Origin of the sequence: Microbacterium sp. 13-71-7, assembly GCF_002257455.1 — a bacterium.
GTDB lineage: Bacteria > Actinomycetota > Actinomycetes > Actinomycetales > Microbacteriaceae > Microbacterium.
On sequence record NZ_NCKN01000085.1, the window covers coordinates 1 to 15,273 of the forward strand.

At 69.6% G+C, this 15,273-nt stretch carries 15 protein-coding genes; 4 read left to right on the top strand and 11 right to left on the bottom strand.

Translation table 11 applies throughout. The features are described 5' to 3' along the window. The 3 genes from B7X32_RS09980 to B7X32_RS09990 form a co-directional block, all read right to left on the bottom strand. On the bottom strand, positions 1-276 hold a 276-nt coding region (locus B7X32_RS09980), incomplete at its 3' end, for a hypothetical protein (protein WP_292719049.1). A 758-nt stretch (positions 277-1,034) separates the two neighbouring features. After that, on the bottom strand, positions 1,035-1,322 hold the full coding sequence (locus B7X32_RS09985) for a hypothetical protein (protein ID WP_292719051.1): 288 nt from the start codon (positions 1,320-1,322) through the stop codon (positions 1,035-1,037). Between the two features lie 210 nt (positions 1,323-1,532). After that, positions 1,533-3,560 (bottom strand): sigma-70 family RNA polymerase sigma factor, encoded by a 2,028-nt coding sequence (locus B7X32_RS09990; RefSeq protein ID WP_292719053.1) that lies wholly within the window; start codon positions 3,558-3,560, stop codon positions 1,533-1,535. Positions 3,561-3,809: 249 nt separating this feature from the next. Here B7X32_RS09990 and B7X32_RS09995 point away from each other — a divergent pair, with 249 nt between their 5' ends. Together B7X32_RS09995 and B7X32_RS10000 are read left to right on the top strand one after the other, a co-directional pair. Next, complete coding sequence (locus B7X32_RS09995) at positions 3,810-4,118, top strand: hypothetical protein (protein ID WP_292719055.1); 309 nt, start codon at positions 3,810-3,812, stop codon at positions 4,116-4,118. Between the two features lie 148 nt (positions 4,119-4,266). Then, positions 4,267-5,316, top strand: a complete 1,050-nt coding sequence (locus B7X32_RS10000; RefSeq protein ID WP_292719057.1) for a CobW family GTP-binding protein — start codon at positions 4,267-4,269, stop codon at positions 5,314-5,316. A gap of 98 nt (positions 5,317-5,414) precedes the next feature. On the opposite strand, the gene B7X32_RS10005 is transcribed toward B7X32_RS10000, so the two are convergent. From B7X32_RS10005 to B7X32_RS10025, 5 genes are all read right to left on the bottom strand, one after another. Continuing rightward, positions 5,415-6,635 carry an SGNH/GDSL hydrolase family protein gene (locus tag B7X32_RS10005; protein WP_292719059.1) on the bottom strand — a complete coding sequence of 407 codons (1,221 nt, stop codon included), beginning with the start codon at positions 6,633-6,635 and terminating at the stop codon, positions 5,415-5,417. Beyond that, entirely contained in the window at positions 6,632-7,414 is a 783-nt protein-coding gene (locus B7X32_RS10010; protein WP_292719061.1) for an alpha/beta fold hydrolase, read from the bottom strand. The genes B7X32_RS10005 and B7X32_RS10010 overlap by 4 nt, the downstream gene beginning before the upstream one ends. Before the next feature lie 16 nt (positions 7,415-7,430). After that, on the bottom strand, positions 7,431-8,747 hold the full coding sequence (locus tag B7X32_RS10015) for an MFS transporter (RefSeq protein WP_292719063.1): 1,317 nt from the start codon (positions 8,745-8,747) through the stop codon (positions 7,431-7,433). Positions 8,748-8,870: 123 nt separating this feature from the next. Then, positions 8,871-9,950, bottom strand: coding sequence for a LacI family DNA-binding transcriptional regulator (locus tag B7X32_RS10020; protein ID WP_292719065.1), 1,080 nt, complete (start codon positions 9,948-9,950; stop codon positions 8,871-8,873). 81 nt (positions 9,951-10,031) lie between these two features. Next, positions 10,032-10,673, bottom strand: coding sequence for a TetR/AcrR family transcriptional regulator (locus B7X32_RS10025; protein ID WP_292719067.1), 642 nt, complete (start codon positions 10,671-10,673; stop codon positions 10,032-10,034). 390 nt (positions 10,674-11,063) lie between these two features. Between B7X32_RS10025 and B7X32_RS10030 the strand changes: the two genes are divergently transcribed. Then, complete coding sequence (locus B7X32_RS10030) at positions 11,064-11,957, top strand: hypothetical protein (protein WP_292719069.1); 894 nt, start codon at positions 11,064-11,066, stop codon at positions 11,955-11,957. Between the two features lie 431 nt (positions 11,958-12,388). On the opposite strand, the gene B7X32_RS10035 is transcribed toward B7X32_RS10030, so the two are convergent. Beyond that, positions 12,389-12,643 (bottom strand): hypothetical protein, encoded by a 255-nt coding sequence (locus B7X32_RS10035; RefSeq protein WP_292719071.1) that lies wholly within the window; start codon positions 12,641-12,643, stop codon positions 12,389-12,391. On the opposite strand from B7X32_RS10035, the gene B7X32_RS10040 reads away from it, so the two are divergent. Next, complete coding sequence (locus B7X32_RS10040) at positions 12,630-13,472, top strand: hypothetical protein (protein ID WP_292719073.1); 843 nt, start codon at positions 12,630-12,632, stop codon at positions 13,470-13,472. The genes B7X32_RS10035 and B7X32_RS10040 overlap by 14 nt on opposite strands. A gap of 100 nt (positions 13,473-13,572) precedes the next feature. Here B7X32_RS10040 and B7X32_RS10045 read toward each other — a convergent pair whose 3' ends face one another. Then, positions 13,573-14,697: an AI-2E family transporter gene (locus B7X32_RS10045; protein ID WP_292719075.1), complete on the bottom strand. Its 1,125-nt coding sequence runs from the start codon at positions 14,695-14,697 to the stop codon at positions 13,573-13,575. Positions 14,698-14,752: 55 nt separating this feature from the next. After that, the coding region (locus B7X32_RS10050; protein WP_366246978.1) for a MarR family transcriptional regulator at positions 14,753-15,273 on the bottom strand (521 nt) is incomplete at its 5' end.

Consider the following 15,273-nt stretch of genomic DNA (forward strand, 5'->3'; position numbering starts at 1 on the left):
CAATCCCGTGGACGCGTCGTATCGAAGGATCGACGGCGCCGTCTGGTCGATGGCCCAGATGTAGTTCCCCGCCTGTCCGAGAGCCAAGGCGTTGACGGTGTCTCCCGCAGGCACGGTGAACGAGCCGTTCGCCGTCGACGCACCCGTTGTGGCGTTCGTCAGGTAGATGCCGCCGGTATTGGTCACCGAGTAGACGGAGCTCGAGCTGCAGGTGAACGCCGCAGCGGTGGCCGCCAGCGGAGCTGCGACGCTGAGCGGGGCCGTCGCCGGTGACATGGCGCTTGATTTCGGTGCGACCGGAGCCGCCGTCGGCGAGGGCGACGGGGAGGGCGAAGGCGAAGGCGCGGGCGATGGCGCGGGCGAAGGTGAAGGCGCGGGCGACGGCGAAGGTGAAGACGCGGGCGAGATCGTGGGATCCGGCGTCGACGTCGGAGTCGGAGTCGGCGTCGGAGAGGCAGCCGCCGCGGCGACCTGCGACACGGCGGCGGACGCCGCGACTCCGCTCCCCGTGGTGATCATCCCGGCAGCGACCAGCAGCAGCGCAACCGCGGTCCGCCACGCCTGCCGCTTGCGGGCGCGGTTGCGGCGGAGGGCACGACGAGTCACCTCGTGGCCGAGCCGTGATCTAGGGGTCATTTCAACACTCGCTTCTTGCGTTTCGTATGCCGATACCCATCAAGACGCCGGCCGGCGCGGATTATGACGAACCGCTGAAGAAGTTCTTGAAGCGAGGTGTCGATACTCCCCGCGGCCCCAGACCAGCGGATCCGTCGATGGAACGGAGAGAGCCCGTCCGGCCCCCTCGGATGCAAGAGGGGCGGGAACGAGGCAGGGGAAAAGCCTCGCTCCCGCCCGCGTGCCGAAGTCGCCGACTGGAGCGACGGCTTCGAATGGTCAGGCGGGAAGGTCTGACCGGATCCGAAGGAGGCCTGGGATTACTTCCTTCGTCGAGAGAGACGCCGGGGATCTCGGATCATGACGAATCTGCGACCCATCAGTTCCGTCCGCGGATCCGAAGCACTCAGCGGGTCGGATCACGGCTCTTGCCGTGCCGCGCTCATCAGCTCGAGGAGACTGCCGTACGCGCGCGTCGCACCGGCACAGCGGCGGAAATCTCCCCGCATGGCGAACTCCGCAGCGATCTCCGACACTCTGCGTGCCGCATCCGAGAGGGCGTTGAGGTAAGGGTCAGCCCTGGAGAGGGCCTCGCCCGCTGCGTCGCGGGCGGTGCATTCGGCGATGGGCACCCACGCGTGGGCGTCAGTCCACGGATCAAGCAGGATGCACAGGGACGAGCTCTCCTCGTCGCGTGACGTCACCATGCCTCTCAGGACGCTCTTCGCGGAAGTCCAGACGACGATCTCCCCCCGTTGGGGACCCTCCGAAGACGTCATCCTGCCCTCCCCCGCACGAGCACCTCGATCGATGCCTTTCCCTATAGACGCCACGGAGGGAAGATCATTACGCGGCTCCGAACCTCCCCGAGGGGCCGGTCGACGTTCGCACGCCCCTCAGGCGCTCTCCCCTGCCCGTCAGGGAACGGCGATCGTGCTGGTGAGTCCGTACCGGCCGGCCTCGGCGTAGCGGACGTCCACTGTGGTCGCCGTCCCGGTGCTGATCGGCACCGTGAGGCCGCCGGTCGCATCGAGCACGCCGGGAGTCCATGCTCCGCCACCCGTGCGCAGCTCGATGGCCGCGCCCGCGTCGCCGGTGATGACGACGCTGTTCGAGGCCGTCGTCAGCGTGAGCACGGGGGCGTGCAGCGGCGCGTCGACGAGGAGGGGCGAGGAGGTCTCCCCCGACAGGGTCTGCGTCACGGTGACGGTGTTGCCGCCGGCGGCGAGCCCGTCGACGAGGGGCATCGTCCAGTTCCCCTGCGGATCCACCGACGCGGTCGTGTCCGCGGGTCCGACGACGGCGTGCACCGTCGCTCCGGGGGTTCCCGTTCCCGTCAGGACCGGGAACAGCCGCCCGCCGCCGTCGATCGCGGTGACGACGACATCGGGCAGTGTGCGACCGACGGTCACCGGCACCGAGGCCGGCTGGCTGAGCTGGAGCCCCTGGGACGCCACCACGGAGAGCGTGTACTGCCCGTCCGGGACGCCGGTGATCTTCATCGGCGCGGTCCACATCCCGGAGGGGTTCGCGGAATCGGCGGCCTGGGCGACGATCTGTCCCGCGGTGGCGAGGAGCTGCACGGTGATCGCGGCATTCGCGCCCGCGCTTCCGTGCACGAGGAGAAGATCCGACTGCACCGTACCCTTGCGCGGCGAAAGGATCACCGGCGCCGCGAGAGCGCCGGCCGGGGGAACGATCGACGGTGCCGCCGGCGCACCGGCCGGCAGCGGGGCAGGCGTCGCAGGCGCGCTGGGCGACGGCGACGGCGACGGCGACGGCGCCAGCGGGCCTGCTGCCGGCGCCACGCGGACAGGGCCGGCAGGCGATGCCGGAAGGCGGACGTCGATCTGCGGCGCCACGGCGGGTGGCGCCGTCTGCGCAGGGGCGCCCGCGGCAGGTCCGCTCGGGATCGACGCGACGACCGCCGGCCGGGGCGCCGGCGGAACCGCCGTCCAGGCGCTCATGGCGATGGTCGGCGGCTCCGCCTCGGGGGCGAGCGCCCCGACCAGCGTGACCGCCATCGAAGCCGCGACCGCACCGGCCAGCACCAGGGCCGAGACCTTGAGGGTCACTCCCGCGGAAGCGACGGGGACGGACGGCGACAGAACGGCCTCCCCCGCAAGCGCTCCTTCCGTGGCGAAGGCGGCTGCCCCTCCGTCGGTCGCCATCCATGCCGTGTAGGCGGCGGCGCCTCCGACGCCGGCGGCGAGCGGGAGCAGGACGAAGCCGATGTGCCGATTGGCCTCGTCCGCCTCCTCCGCGACGACGGGGCACGTCGGGCATGCCCCCAGGTGCTCGTCGACCCGGCGCTGGTTCGGTTTCGTCAGCTTCTTCCGGAAGCTCGCGCCGAGGTGCTCGATCGTCCACCGGCACTCGGACTCCGCAGGAAGCGATGCGAGATGCACCTGGATCCAGGATGCCCGCAGTCCTTCTCGCGCCCGGTAGGCCAGGGCGGCCACGGCGTTCGGCCGCATGCCCATCAGAGGGGCGACATCGCGCGGCGGCATGCCTTCCACCTCGGTGTACCAGAGGATCTCCTGCCACTGCGAGGGCAGCGCGCGGAACGCCTGAGCCGCCAGCGACCCGTTGAGCGCCGTCAGCTGGTTCTCCTCGGTGAACCGGACGTCGGGGATGCTCTCGGCGAACTCCATCGGTATCTCACGGGATCCTCGCCCCCAGCTGGCAGCCGTGTTCCGGATCGCGGTGAAGAGGTAGGGGCGGAAGCCGGCGGTCGGGCCGCCCCCGCGCGAGATCGTGGTGTAGATCTTCGTGAAGGCCTCCGACACCAGATCGTCGGGGTCGAAGGTCCCGGTGAACGAGCGCGCGACGGCGAGGCCGGCACGGTAGTGCCGGCTCCACAGCTCCGCGTACGCGGCAGCATCTCCTCCCCGCGTGCGGTCGACGAGTTCGGTATCGGATGAGGCGTCGACGGACTTCGTCAAGTCCTGCAGGCGTGACACGGTGTAGTGCTCCAGATGTGTTCCCCGGGTGCGGAGCTCTCCCATAGAACTCCTGCTGATGGAGAGACGCGGAGAAGGCGATTCCATGACGCGGAGACCGCGAACTTTCTCAGGGATCCGTTCGACGCGTCATCATCCGACGCTGTCGGCGTCTCGTCAGGTGGCCGACGCGATCGCGTTCGGCCTCACCGCGTGACAGCACCCGGCTGTCACGGACTCCCTGGAGGATCGATGACGAACTACCTGCTGCTGTACCGCGCGGACCCCGAGGCGATGGCCGCCATGCCGCAGCCGACGCCCGAGGAGGGCGCCGCGATGATGGAGGCCTGGAACGCCTGGGCCGCCCGCGCGGGTGACGCGCTCCTCGATTTCGGCAACCCCACGATCGCCGTCTCCCCCGGCGCGGATCGGTCGGTCGGCGGCTACAGCCAGATCCAGGCGGAGGACTTCGCCGCAGCGGAACGTCTGCTCGAAGGCCACCCGCACTCGATGATGGGCGGCACGATCGACGTCTACGAGATCACCCCGATCTCGATGTGAGACAGGCCGGTGGCCGGCCGCTCCACGTCGGCCGCCGGCTCCTGAAGGACACGGCCTCTGCCCCGCACGACCACGACGCTATTGATAGCAATTCTCAATAGACTGGTGTCCGAAAGGTCGGTACACGGACAGGCGGACGAGGATCCTCATGACGGCGCAGCACGATCCCGCAGAGCCCGGAACCGCCCGCCGGATCCCCGTCATCGCGATCACCGGATATCTCGGGGCGGGCAAGACGACCGTGCTGAACCATCTCCTTCGCGCCCCGGGCGCGAGACTCGGCGTCGTCGTGAACGACTTCGGCAGCATCAACGTGGATGCGACGCTCGTGAGCGGCCAGATCGACGAGGCGGCGGCGATCTCCGGCGGCTGCCTGTGCTGCCTGCCCGATACCGGCGGACTCGACGACGCTCTGGAACGACTGTCGCACCCGCGGCTGCGTCTCGACGCGATCCTCATCGAGGCCAGCGGCGTCGCCGAACCGGGGGCGCTCGCGCGGGTGATCCGCTTCAGCGGCGCCGAGCGCGTGCGGCCAGGCGGCGTCGTCGAGGTCATCGACGCGTACGAGCATTTCCGCACCGTCGACACGCACCCCGAACCTCCCGCACGCTATGCGGCCGCCTCGCTCGTCGTGCTCGGCAAGACGGACCTGCTGGCGGAGCACGAGCGCGCCGACACCCTGGCGAGGATCCGCGAGCGGGTCCGTCTCCGCAACCCCTCGGTCCACCTCGTGGAGGCGCAGAGCGGACGGATCGACCCGTCCCTCGTCTTCGACACCGCGAGCGCCGAGGATCCGGTGGACGAGCTGCCGCTGGCGCGTCTGCTCCGCGAGGAGGCGGGCGGGCACGATCACCCGCACGCCGAGGCGGTGTCCGTCGCACTCACGGGCCCCGTTCCCCCGGGAGCCCTCGTCGACCTGCTGGAGGATCCTCCGTCCGGCGCGTACCGCGTGAAAGGCCGGGTGCGCGTGCGCGGCGCCAAGGGCGAACGGGGCTACCTCGTGAACGTGGTCGGATCCTCGGTGCACGTGGAGCCCCTGACGGAGGCGCCCGAGAACGGCGAGCTGGTCGCGATCGGCATGCATCTCGCCGTCTCGGAGGCGCGCGCCCGACTGCGCGCGATCGCCGACGCTCCCGATGACCGCCCCGACCCTGTCGGCCTGCGGAGGATCCGCCGCCACCGCCGTCTCAGCGAGTAGCGGCGCGGGAGATGGACGCGATCGCCACCGCCACCCGCGTGATCCGGCTCGAGCAGGGCCGGATCACGGCGGAGTGAGGTTCTCTATCGCGCTCGACGTCAGGCGGGAACGGCGCGCGAGGGCACGCCCTCCCCGAGCACCGGACGAGGCACCAGCCCGTGCTCGCCGAACACGGACCGCGCGAACCGGCGGCCCATCTCCTCGTAGAGCTCCGCGTCGGGGTGCAGCGAGTCGGGCAGCGGGTGCGCGTTCACGTCGGCCGGACCGTACAGGTCGAGCCCGTCGAGGTAGACGATGTCCTCGCCCGCCGCACGACGGACCTCGACGACCTGGGCGACCTGCCTGCGGGACTCGGCGAGGGTGAGGGCGCCCTTGCCGATGTCGGCCGGGTCGCCCGCCGTGTAGCAGCGGATGCCGCCATCGTCGAGGAACTCCACATCGCTCGGCCCCGGGACGTCGTCACTGCCCGGCCACAGGATGGAGGAGCAGAGCACGATCGGCGTCCGGGGATGCCCCTGCCGGATGCGGTCCAGGAATCCGTGCAGGGCCGGGACGAAGGTGCGCTGGTCCATCGAACGGGCGCCGACGATGTTGACGCCGACCTTGATCGAGATGACGTCGGCAGGCGTCGCCGCGATCGCGTCCGCCACGAACGGATCGAGCATGCACTGACCGCCGAAGCCCAGGTTGACCAGGTCGAGGTCCGCGATCGATGCGGAGACGACGGGCCAGACGCTCGTCGGGTGCTCTGCTTCGGCGCAGTGGCTGATCGAGCTGCCGTGATGGACCCAGAGGGGGCGACCGGTGGGCTCGGCCGGGAGGACCGGAGCGTCGCCGACGATGTCGAGAAGATCCACGTTCATGCTCTGCGGGAGGAAGACGGTCACGGTCTTGCGTCCGGCGGGCAGCGGGGCGAGTTCGACGAGCGAGGAGTCGCTGTGCACGACGGTCGTCGCCTCGTCGCCGGCGAACGAGACCTGCAGCGTCTGATCGACCGGCGCGTCCGCGGTCGCGACGGTGACGCCGTCGACTTGCGCGACGAAGCTGTTCAGCGGCCGCAGGAAGTCGCCCATCTGGATGCGGGTGCAGCGCACGCGCAGCGTCAGGCGCGTCGCCGTGGTGTCCACGCGCAGGCGCACCCCGCTGGCGTTCGAGACGACGGCACGGAGGATCTCGGCGGCCGGCGGAAAGTGCGACCAGTGCCGCACCGGCAGCCGCACCGGGCGCACGCCTCCCGGCACCGGCATCAGCTCGAGTGCCCCTTCCACGCGCACGCCGCCGCCGGGCAGCGACACCGTCTCCCCGCGCGCGGCGCTCATCTCGCCCCCTCGAGGCCGGAGTTCGCCACCACGAACTCGACCGTGCGATCGAGCACGGTGTCGCGCTGGGGCAGCTGCGCCCAGCCGTGGTCGGCGCCGTCCACGACGATCAGCTCGCCGCGGTCGCCGTAGACCTCCAGGTAGCGCTCGGCGTAGGACACCGGGACGAAGTCGTCGGTCCCGTGCAGCAGGCGGACCGGCCCCGGATACCCCGTCGCGCGCCCGTAGACGTCGAAGGACATCGCGTCCTCGCGCATCGCCGGCCCCAGCCGCATGCCGAGGAAGTCGAAGTATCCGACCGAGTCGAGCGCCGCCAGAGACTTCCCCTGCAGGCTCCCGCCCCGGATCTCGTCCGCGAAGAGCGCGGCGGTCGACCACATCGTCAGCGAGCGGATCGGCAGTGCGGACTCCGCCGCGACGACGGACGCGATCACGGCCCCCAGGCTCATCCCGACCAGATGCAGATCCCGAGCGTCCACCCCGTCGAGCGCGGCGACGGCCGCCAGCACCTCGTGCGCATGGCGGACGTCCCGGGAGACCGAGGTGTCGAAGAACTCCCCGTCGCTCTCGCCGTGTCCGGCGCGGTCGTAGGCGATGACCCCGATCCCCGCCGCGACGAGCTGTCGGGCGAGGGACGCGAACACGGCGGAGTACTCCGTCCGCACCGCTCCGAAGCCGTGCAGGAGCACGACTGTCGGCCCCGGCCGGGCGGGGACGTATCTCGTACCGCGAAGCGCAAGCCCCTCGGCGGTCGTCAGGAACGGGAGTATCGAGGTCATAGGTCCACCTTCGTGGTCAGTGTGCGGGGTTGGTCGTCACGGCGACGGACGGCGCCGTGACGAGCTCGGACTCGAGGTCGAACTCGTTGCGGACGTTCCGGCGGAAGCCCAGCCACCCGACGAGGAACCCGGCGGCGGCCAGGATCGAGACGCCGATGTACAGCGCCCCCGGGTTGAGGACGACGAGCGCCGGGGTGACGACGTTGAGGCCGGCCGTGGCGAATCTCGACACGGCATAGACGGTGCCCTGCGCCGTCGCGCGCAGCATGGTCGGGAACGACTCCTGGGTCCAGACCTTCATGATCGTCTCGAAGCAGAACGCGCCGAAGAACACGGTCGCCACCGTGGAGATGATGAGCGCGGGAAGGCTGAACCCGAGGAGCACCGGAAGCAGGTTCGCGACCACGACTCCGATCGCCCCGATCACGTAGTACGACATCCGCAGCTTCGTGTCCACGACCGCCATGAACCACAGGGCGCCGACGATCGCGGCCGGCATGGCGAGGATCGTCCACGAGTTGTACTCGGCGATGGAGGCGTGAGTGACGTTGACGGCGACGAAGGTCCCGAAGCTCCCCGCGACGCTCGTCGCCATGGCGGCCAGGGTGTAGAAGCCGATCAGGGTGAGGAACGAGCGACGGTACGGGGCACGGCCGAAGTCGCGCAGGCGACCGCGTTCGGCGCGGACGGTGTGGATCCCGGCGCGGCGCTCATCGCGCGCGGCGAGCCAGACCGCCGACTCGGGGATGGTGAGCCGCAGCAGGAGGACGCCGAGGGCGATCGCGCCGAAGGTGCCGAAGATGATCAGGCCGCCCGTGGGGCCCGAGGCGCCGAAGTTGATGGCCAGCAGCACGGCCAGGAGGATGCCGAAGCCGCCGAGGAGGTTGGAGAAGACGAGGATCTTGCCGCGATTGCGGTCCTTCGCCGCCTCGGAGATCGTCGCGAGCGCGACCGGCAGATCGGCGCCGACGCCGATGCCGATCAGCGCGATGCCGACCAGAAGGCTGAGCAGGCTCACGCCGATGAAGGGCGTGACCGCCCCGACCAGGATCAGGGCCATGGTCGCGATGAACACGGTGCGCCGGCCCCACCGGTCGCCCAGTCGCCCGCCGAGGAGCGAGCCGATCGCCACGCCCGCGGTGAGCGCGCCGGTGAGCAGGCCGACCTCGTTCGCGGTGAGGCCGGGTGCGCCGGGGCTGAACGCCTGGAAGAGCACCAGGGCGATCGGGACGCCCGTCGTGACGCCGGTGTCGACGAACGTCGCCATTCCGCAGACGAAGCCGACCCACCATGCGTTCGGGCCGGGGCGGGGCGTGGTTCTTAGCTGGGACATGCAAATACTCCCTCGTATTCGGGCTTGCAGAACTGCGCGACGGCGCGATTCCGGCATCGGAGACATCTTGCTATACGGGTATAGCTCCTGTCAACGAGAGGGCGAGAGGTGCCGGGGGCGGGGTCAGCGTTTCGGGGCGGGAGCGGCGACGGAGGCCCCGCCGGACAGGGACATCGGCACGCGGTGGAGGGCGGGCGTCGGCACGTCGTTCAGAAGCAGCTGCGCCGCGAGTCGGCCGAGCTCTTCATGCGGCAGGGCCACCGAGGTGAGCGTCGGCACCACGGCCGCCGTCAGGGGGCTGCCGTCGAACGCGATGACCGAGACGTCGTCGGGCACCCGCAGACCGGCCTGCTGCAGCGCGTGGTAGGCGCCGACCGCGACCGCATCGTTCACGCAGATCAGCGCGGACGGCGTGGCGCCGGAGGACAGGAGCCGGGCGACGCTGTCCCGGCCGTTGGGGATGTCCCAGTCGTTCTCTATCGGCACGCTGCCCGCAAGCGAGGTGCCGGCCGTGGCGAGGGTCGCCTCGATCCCCTCCAGCCGCTCTGTGAGCGCGAGGGGCCTCCAGCCATGCCACTCCACGCCGCCGGTGAATCCGGACGGGAACGCGCCGACGAACCAGATGTCGTCGCGGTGGCCGGCGGAGAGCAGGGCCGTCGCCGCTGTCTCCCCCGCGGCGAACTCGTCCGGGACGACCGCCGTCGCGTCAGTACCCTCCGACACGCAGTTCAGCAGCACGAACGGCGCACCGCGCACCAGGGCCGGCACGGAGACCGTTCGAGTGAACATCGAGGCGTAGAGGAATCCGTCGATGTCCCGGCTCCGCAGGTTCTGCAGGAATCGCGATTCGAGCTCCGGATCCCCCTCGGTGTCGACCGTGTACAGCAGGGTGTCGGCGTCCCGCAGGGTCTGCAGCGCGCCCCGCACCATCGCGTTCGCGACCGACGTCGTGCCGATGAAGTCCGACACGAGGGCGACGGTTCCCGACTTCCCCGTCCGCAGCGTCTTGGCCGTCGCGTTCGGGCTGTAGCCGAGCTCCTCGGCCGCGCGACGGACGCGCTCTGACGTCTCCTCGGAGATCCGCAGATCCGTCCGGCCGTTGAGGGCGAAGGATGCGGCGGACCTCGAGACGCCCGCCAGCCTCGCCACCTCGGTCAGGGTGACACGACCGGTGCCTCGCTGCCCTTCGTTCGCGCGCGCCATGAGCAATCCTCTCCATCGTCAGCCTAGGCCGCGATCGACGGCGCTCCGTCGTCGACGCCGCGTCGTCGACGAGCCTCGCGGTCAGTCGCGGACGCGCAGGTCCCGGATCAGGGCGGCCGCGTAGGCGTCGAAGTCCGCCACGGGATCGACACGCTCGGGATCGAGGAGCCACTGGAGCTGCAGACCGTCCATGACGGCGATGATCTGGCGCCCGATCCGGTCGGGATCGATGTCGGCGCGGTACTCGCCCGCGGCGATGCCGCCGCGCACGCTGTACGCCATCGTCGCACCGAGGGCGCGATAGCGGTCTCGCGCCCAGTCGGCCGCGGGGTGGTCGACCGTCACGGACTCGCCGATCACGACCGCGAAGAGGCGAGCCAGGTCGGGCACCGTGAGGTTGAGCTCGAGCAGGCGACGGTTGTACTCGAGATCCGCCTTCCCGATCGGCCGGCCGGCGTCCCCCCAGCGGTCGTCCGTGGCGCGGTCGCGGTCGCGGTCGCGCAGGATCTCGATGAGGAGCTCGTCCTTCGACCGGAAGTGATGACGCAGGCCGGCCTCGGAGATGCCGACCCGGTCGGCGATGCGCGTCATGGTCGACCCGCGGTAGCCGTACTCGGCGAACTCGCGCAGCGCCGCGCCCTGGATCCTCGCGCGGGTGCGCTGACCGACCGGGTAGCCGTTGGCCCGCCGTCCCTGCGGCGCCGGGGTCTCTTCTGCGGGCATGGGAGCGAGTCTAAGCGAACCGATCATCTCGTTTCCATAACAAACCGTGGCTCATCACGGTTTTTGCGTCTACGCTCAGGCCGACGCGAACGAGGCGCGGATCACTCCGCGGGAGCTTCCCCCGACTCCCCCTCGCGGGCGGCGCGGACGTCGCAGTCCGGGCCATTACCGCAGGACAAAAGTCCGCGCAATGACAATTCGTCGCTTTCTTCGTCGACTATTGTGCCCACCCCGCCCCACACGCGAGGGCTGCACAACGGACCCGCCGAGAAGGCGACGTCGATCGTCAGAGACTAATTCGCATCTTCGATGAGAGAAATCTGCACTCAAGATCGCCTTCTCCTGATCGCGTGCTATTCCTGATCAATGCGTGTCAAGGACCGGGGGACCATGAACAAGCAGAACGGCAGGGACATCTTCGTCGACGAGCAGCACCTGCGGTCGCTGGGCTGGAAAGCGCTCGATCGTCGTTTTCCTCGCATCGTCGCCCACTCGGCGATCTCGCAGAAGTGGGTGGCGAGCCGCATCTGGTCGTCGGCGTCGCACCTGACGAGCACCACGGCACCCCGCCGGCACGCAGCGCGGATCGTGGTGGGGATCGAGGGGACGGGGCGCGTGGCGGTCCGCGACCGCTCCTATGAGCTGCCGCCGAAGCACATCCTCGTGGTCCGCTCCGACTCCCCCGTCGTCATCTCGTGCGAGAAGAGCTGGGCGCGCTTCTACTGGGAGTTCGATGACCTCGAGCGCGGAGACAGCCTACTTCTGCGCGCACTGCAGGGTCCGCGTCTGCTCCCCGACCTGTACTGGAACCTCATCGCGGCGACGACGAACACCGTGGTCACGAGGGCCGAGCAGGACGACATCCGCTTCGACGACCCGTTCCTCAACGAATCCGTGCTGACCCTGTTCTCGGCTGCCATCGTCAACTCCCTCGCCGTGGAGAACCTGCGCAGCGACGAGCTCTCGCGGCGCTTCCTGGAGGCGATCCAGGTGATCGAGGCCAGGCACTCCGACAGCGCTCTCAACGTCGCGCAGCTCGCGCGCCTGCTGGGCGTCTCCATCCCCCACCTGCACCGGATCTTCGCCGCGCAGGACACCACTCCCGGACGGGAGATCGAACGCCAGCGGGTCCTCTCGGCGCAGGCGATCATCACGTCGCGCCAGCGCAGCGGGCGGCACTCCGCCGAGGCCGTTGCGCGGCTGTCCGGCTTCACCTCGACGCGACGCATGCGGGATGCGCTCCAGCGGTACGAGGAAGACAACGCGACGTCACTGGGCGCATAGCTCAGGGTCTCCCCAGCGCCTGGTGAAGCCCGGGCGGGGCGGCATGCTCGGGCCTTTAGCCGCCACCCCACCCGGACCTGCCGGAACCCCGGCGGTGGTCCCGGACTCCCATAGTCCGGGACCACGGACGTTCGAAGATCGCCGACCTTCGAACGTCCGCCCCCTGCCGGTGATTCGCGCCCGAACCCGTACCCGAATCACCGACGTCACAAAGAAATAGCACGGCGGAGACGACCCCCATCGAATACCCGACGACTTCCTCTCGCGCTTTCGGCGAATTGCTCTCTGATTTCGGTTTCACCACGGATTCTCGACATTCCAGGCGATGGAATGGAGCACATGCAGTCTTGCCTCGCGGCTCAAGCCAGCGAGGCCGATACGACATTGTGCGAAGGGGACTCTATGGACGATTCGAACAGCAGCGAGCAGCATCACGAGACCGGCATTCGATCGGGGGGATCCATTCGATCGGGGGGATCGCCGAGCCGCACCATCCGGCGCAGGACCATCGTGAAGGGTGCCGCGTGGTCCCTCCCGGTGCTGGCGGCGGCCGCCGCAGTACCGATGGCCGCAGCCAGCACTCCCGCCTGCGCCACGCAGAAGACGTTCTTCACGCTTCCGGATTCGCCGAGCGCAGCGGGGATCACCACCAGTTTCATCGTTCCTGCCAAGGTGACCTCGCTCACCGTGATCGTGGCCGGCGGTGCAGGCGGCTCGACGCGCGCCGACTGGACGATCCTGGGCGGGAACGGCGGACTCGTGACCGCAACGATCCCGGTCGTGCCAGGCGAGACACTGGACCTCGTCGTCGGCCAAGGTGGCGCCTCACGTCTGACGCCGTACACGACAAACCCCTCGATCGCCACCGGCGGACAAGGATTCGGAAAGGGCGGAGACGCGGACCCCGCGGCAAGCAATCCAGACGGCGGCCCGGGCACCTGGTGGGGAGGTGCCGCAGGAGGAGCAGGATCGGCGATCTCCCGGGCCGGTCAACCTCTCGTGGTCGCCGGTGGCGGCGGAGGAGCCGGGGGAATCTACGGATACAACTGGTACTACGTGTCCGGCGGACGCGGCGGTGACGCGGGCAAAGCAGGCGAGGCGAACTGGTCCGAGTCAGGAGGCCGAATGGATATCCCCGGCGGGCTCGTCGGCGGAGGCGCCGCCGGGCTGGGGACGGCGACGCCCAGTAACAACTTCTTCCTCCTCCCCGGCCTCGCCACCGCATCGCCGCGGGATGGTGCGGTCGGCGGAGGCGTGTCGCGCGACTACGCCGGAAGCCGCCTCGGTTCGGGAGCAGGCGCAGGTGGGGGCGGCTACGCGGGCGGAGGCAGCGGAGCGCGTGGGGGAACCGCTTTCGCCGGAAGCTCATACGTCGTGGAGGGCGCAGGCGGCGCCGGCGGCACGAGCTACCTCGACACCGCGTCCGGCGTGATCGGCACGACGTCGACCTGGAAGCAGAACACGAGGACCACCGCACGCCAGGGCGGCACCATCACGATCGAGTGGTGCGCCTAGCCGCACTTGCCTTTCGAGGCCGATGACCGACTCCTTGCGTCCCAACCCCAGAGGGCGCAAGGAGTCTTCGGCGTTGGGGCGACAGGGAGTGCGGTCCGGCTCAGACGGCCGGCTCGGCCTCGGGAGGCGTGAGCTTGGCGTCCTGCGCGGGGAAGACGACCTTCTGGATGACGATGATCGCGCTCGCGGCGACCGGGATCGCGACGAGCGCTCCGAGGATCCCTCCCAGGGCTCCGCCACCCACCGCCGCGATGACGACGAGGGCGCCCGGCACCGCAACCGCCTTGCTCATGATCCTCGGGCTGATCACATACGCCTCGATCTGCATGTAGACGAGGTAGTAGCCGAAGGCGATCAGCGCCGTCACGGGCGATACGAACAGGCAGGTGAGGCTGATGATGATCGACCCGGACAGGGTCCCGACAAGAGGGATGAGCGAGCCGATGAATGCGATCAGCGCGAGCAGCGCCGGGAGCGGCGCCCCGATGATCGTGAGGAACACGAGACTCAGCAGGCCGTTGATGAGGGCGAGACTCGCCTGTCCGATGACGTAGCGTCCGACGGCTCCGGAGACGTCCTCGACGATCTCGGTGAATCGCGGACGGCGGTAGGCGGGCACGAACCGCGCCGCAACCCGCTTCATGCTGCGCAGCGAGGCCATGAAGTACAGCGTCAGGATCAGCACGATCGTCACGCCCGTCACCCCGCCTGCGATCCCCGCTCCGACCGCGAGCAGACCGCCGCCGATCTTGGTGAGGTTGCCGGGATCCTGTACGAACTTGAGGATCCCCTCCGCCGCCTGGTTGAACGAGTCCCCGAACTGGCCGGCGAGCTGTTTGTACCAAGCGCTGTGCATGACGTCGTCGACCATGGTCGGAGCGTTCTCGACGAAATGGGCGACCTGCTGGACGACGATGGGCACGATCGCGAGCAGTATCCCCACGAAGGCGAGCACCACCACGACCACGACGATCGCGACCGCCGCGCCTCGCGGCAGCTTCCGTTCGATGAGCGACACGATCGGATCGAGGCCCAGCGCGAGGAACAGCGCGATCCCGATGTAGACCAGCACGGTCGAGAGCTGCCCCACGATGGAGCCGATGAGCAGCGCCACGAGCACGCCCAGCGCTCCGACCAGACCGAAGGTGAACGGTTCGATCCGGAATCCTCCGGTCGCCGCCCTTCCTGCGTCTCCCGTGATGATCGTCACTCGGCGTGCGCGCATGCGGCGTCCCTTGGCTGGAGCTCCTGGCGGAGCGAGGTGGATTCCGTGGAGTCTGTCACATGGTCAGCTGACGGGTGTCGAGCTCGTCGAGCGCCGTGGCGATCCGGGCGATGACGGACGCCGCAGCGGCGGCCTGCTCATCGTCGATCTGATTGATCGCGGCGACGAGCTCCGCATGGTGGGCGCCGACCGCGCTGTCCACGTGTTGGATCGCCGCCTCCGTGGCGCGAAGATGATGCGCCCGCCGGTCGGTGGGATGACTCACCCGCTCGACGTACCCCTTGTTGACGAGCCGGTCGACCACATTGGTGATGTTCGCACTCGAGGTCTCGAGCATCGCGATGAGGTCTTTGGGGCCGAGGTCCCTGCCGTCCCGATGCGCCTGCACGAGATAGCGCAGGGCGCGCAGGTCCAGATTCGAGAGTCCTGAAGCGCTCAGCGCGCGCGTTTCCTGCACGTGCTCCGCACGACGCAGACGCAGCAGCGCGACGCTCAGTTCTCGTCCCGCGGCGGTGTGCGGCTGCTCCGCATAGAGATGCTCCTGCTCATGCCGAACGACCGTCTGCGGCATGTCTA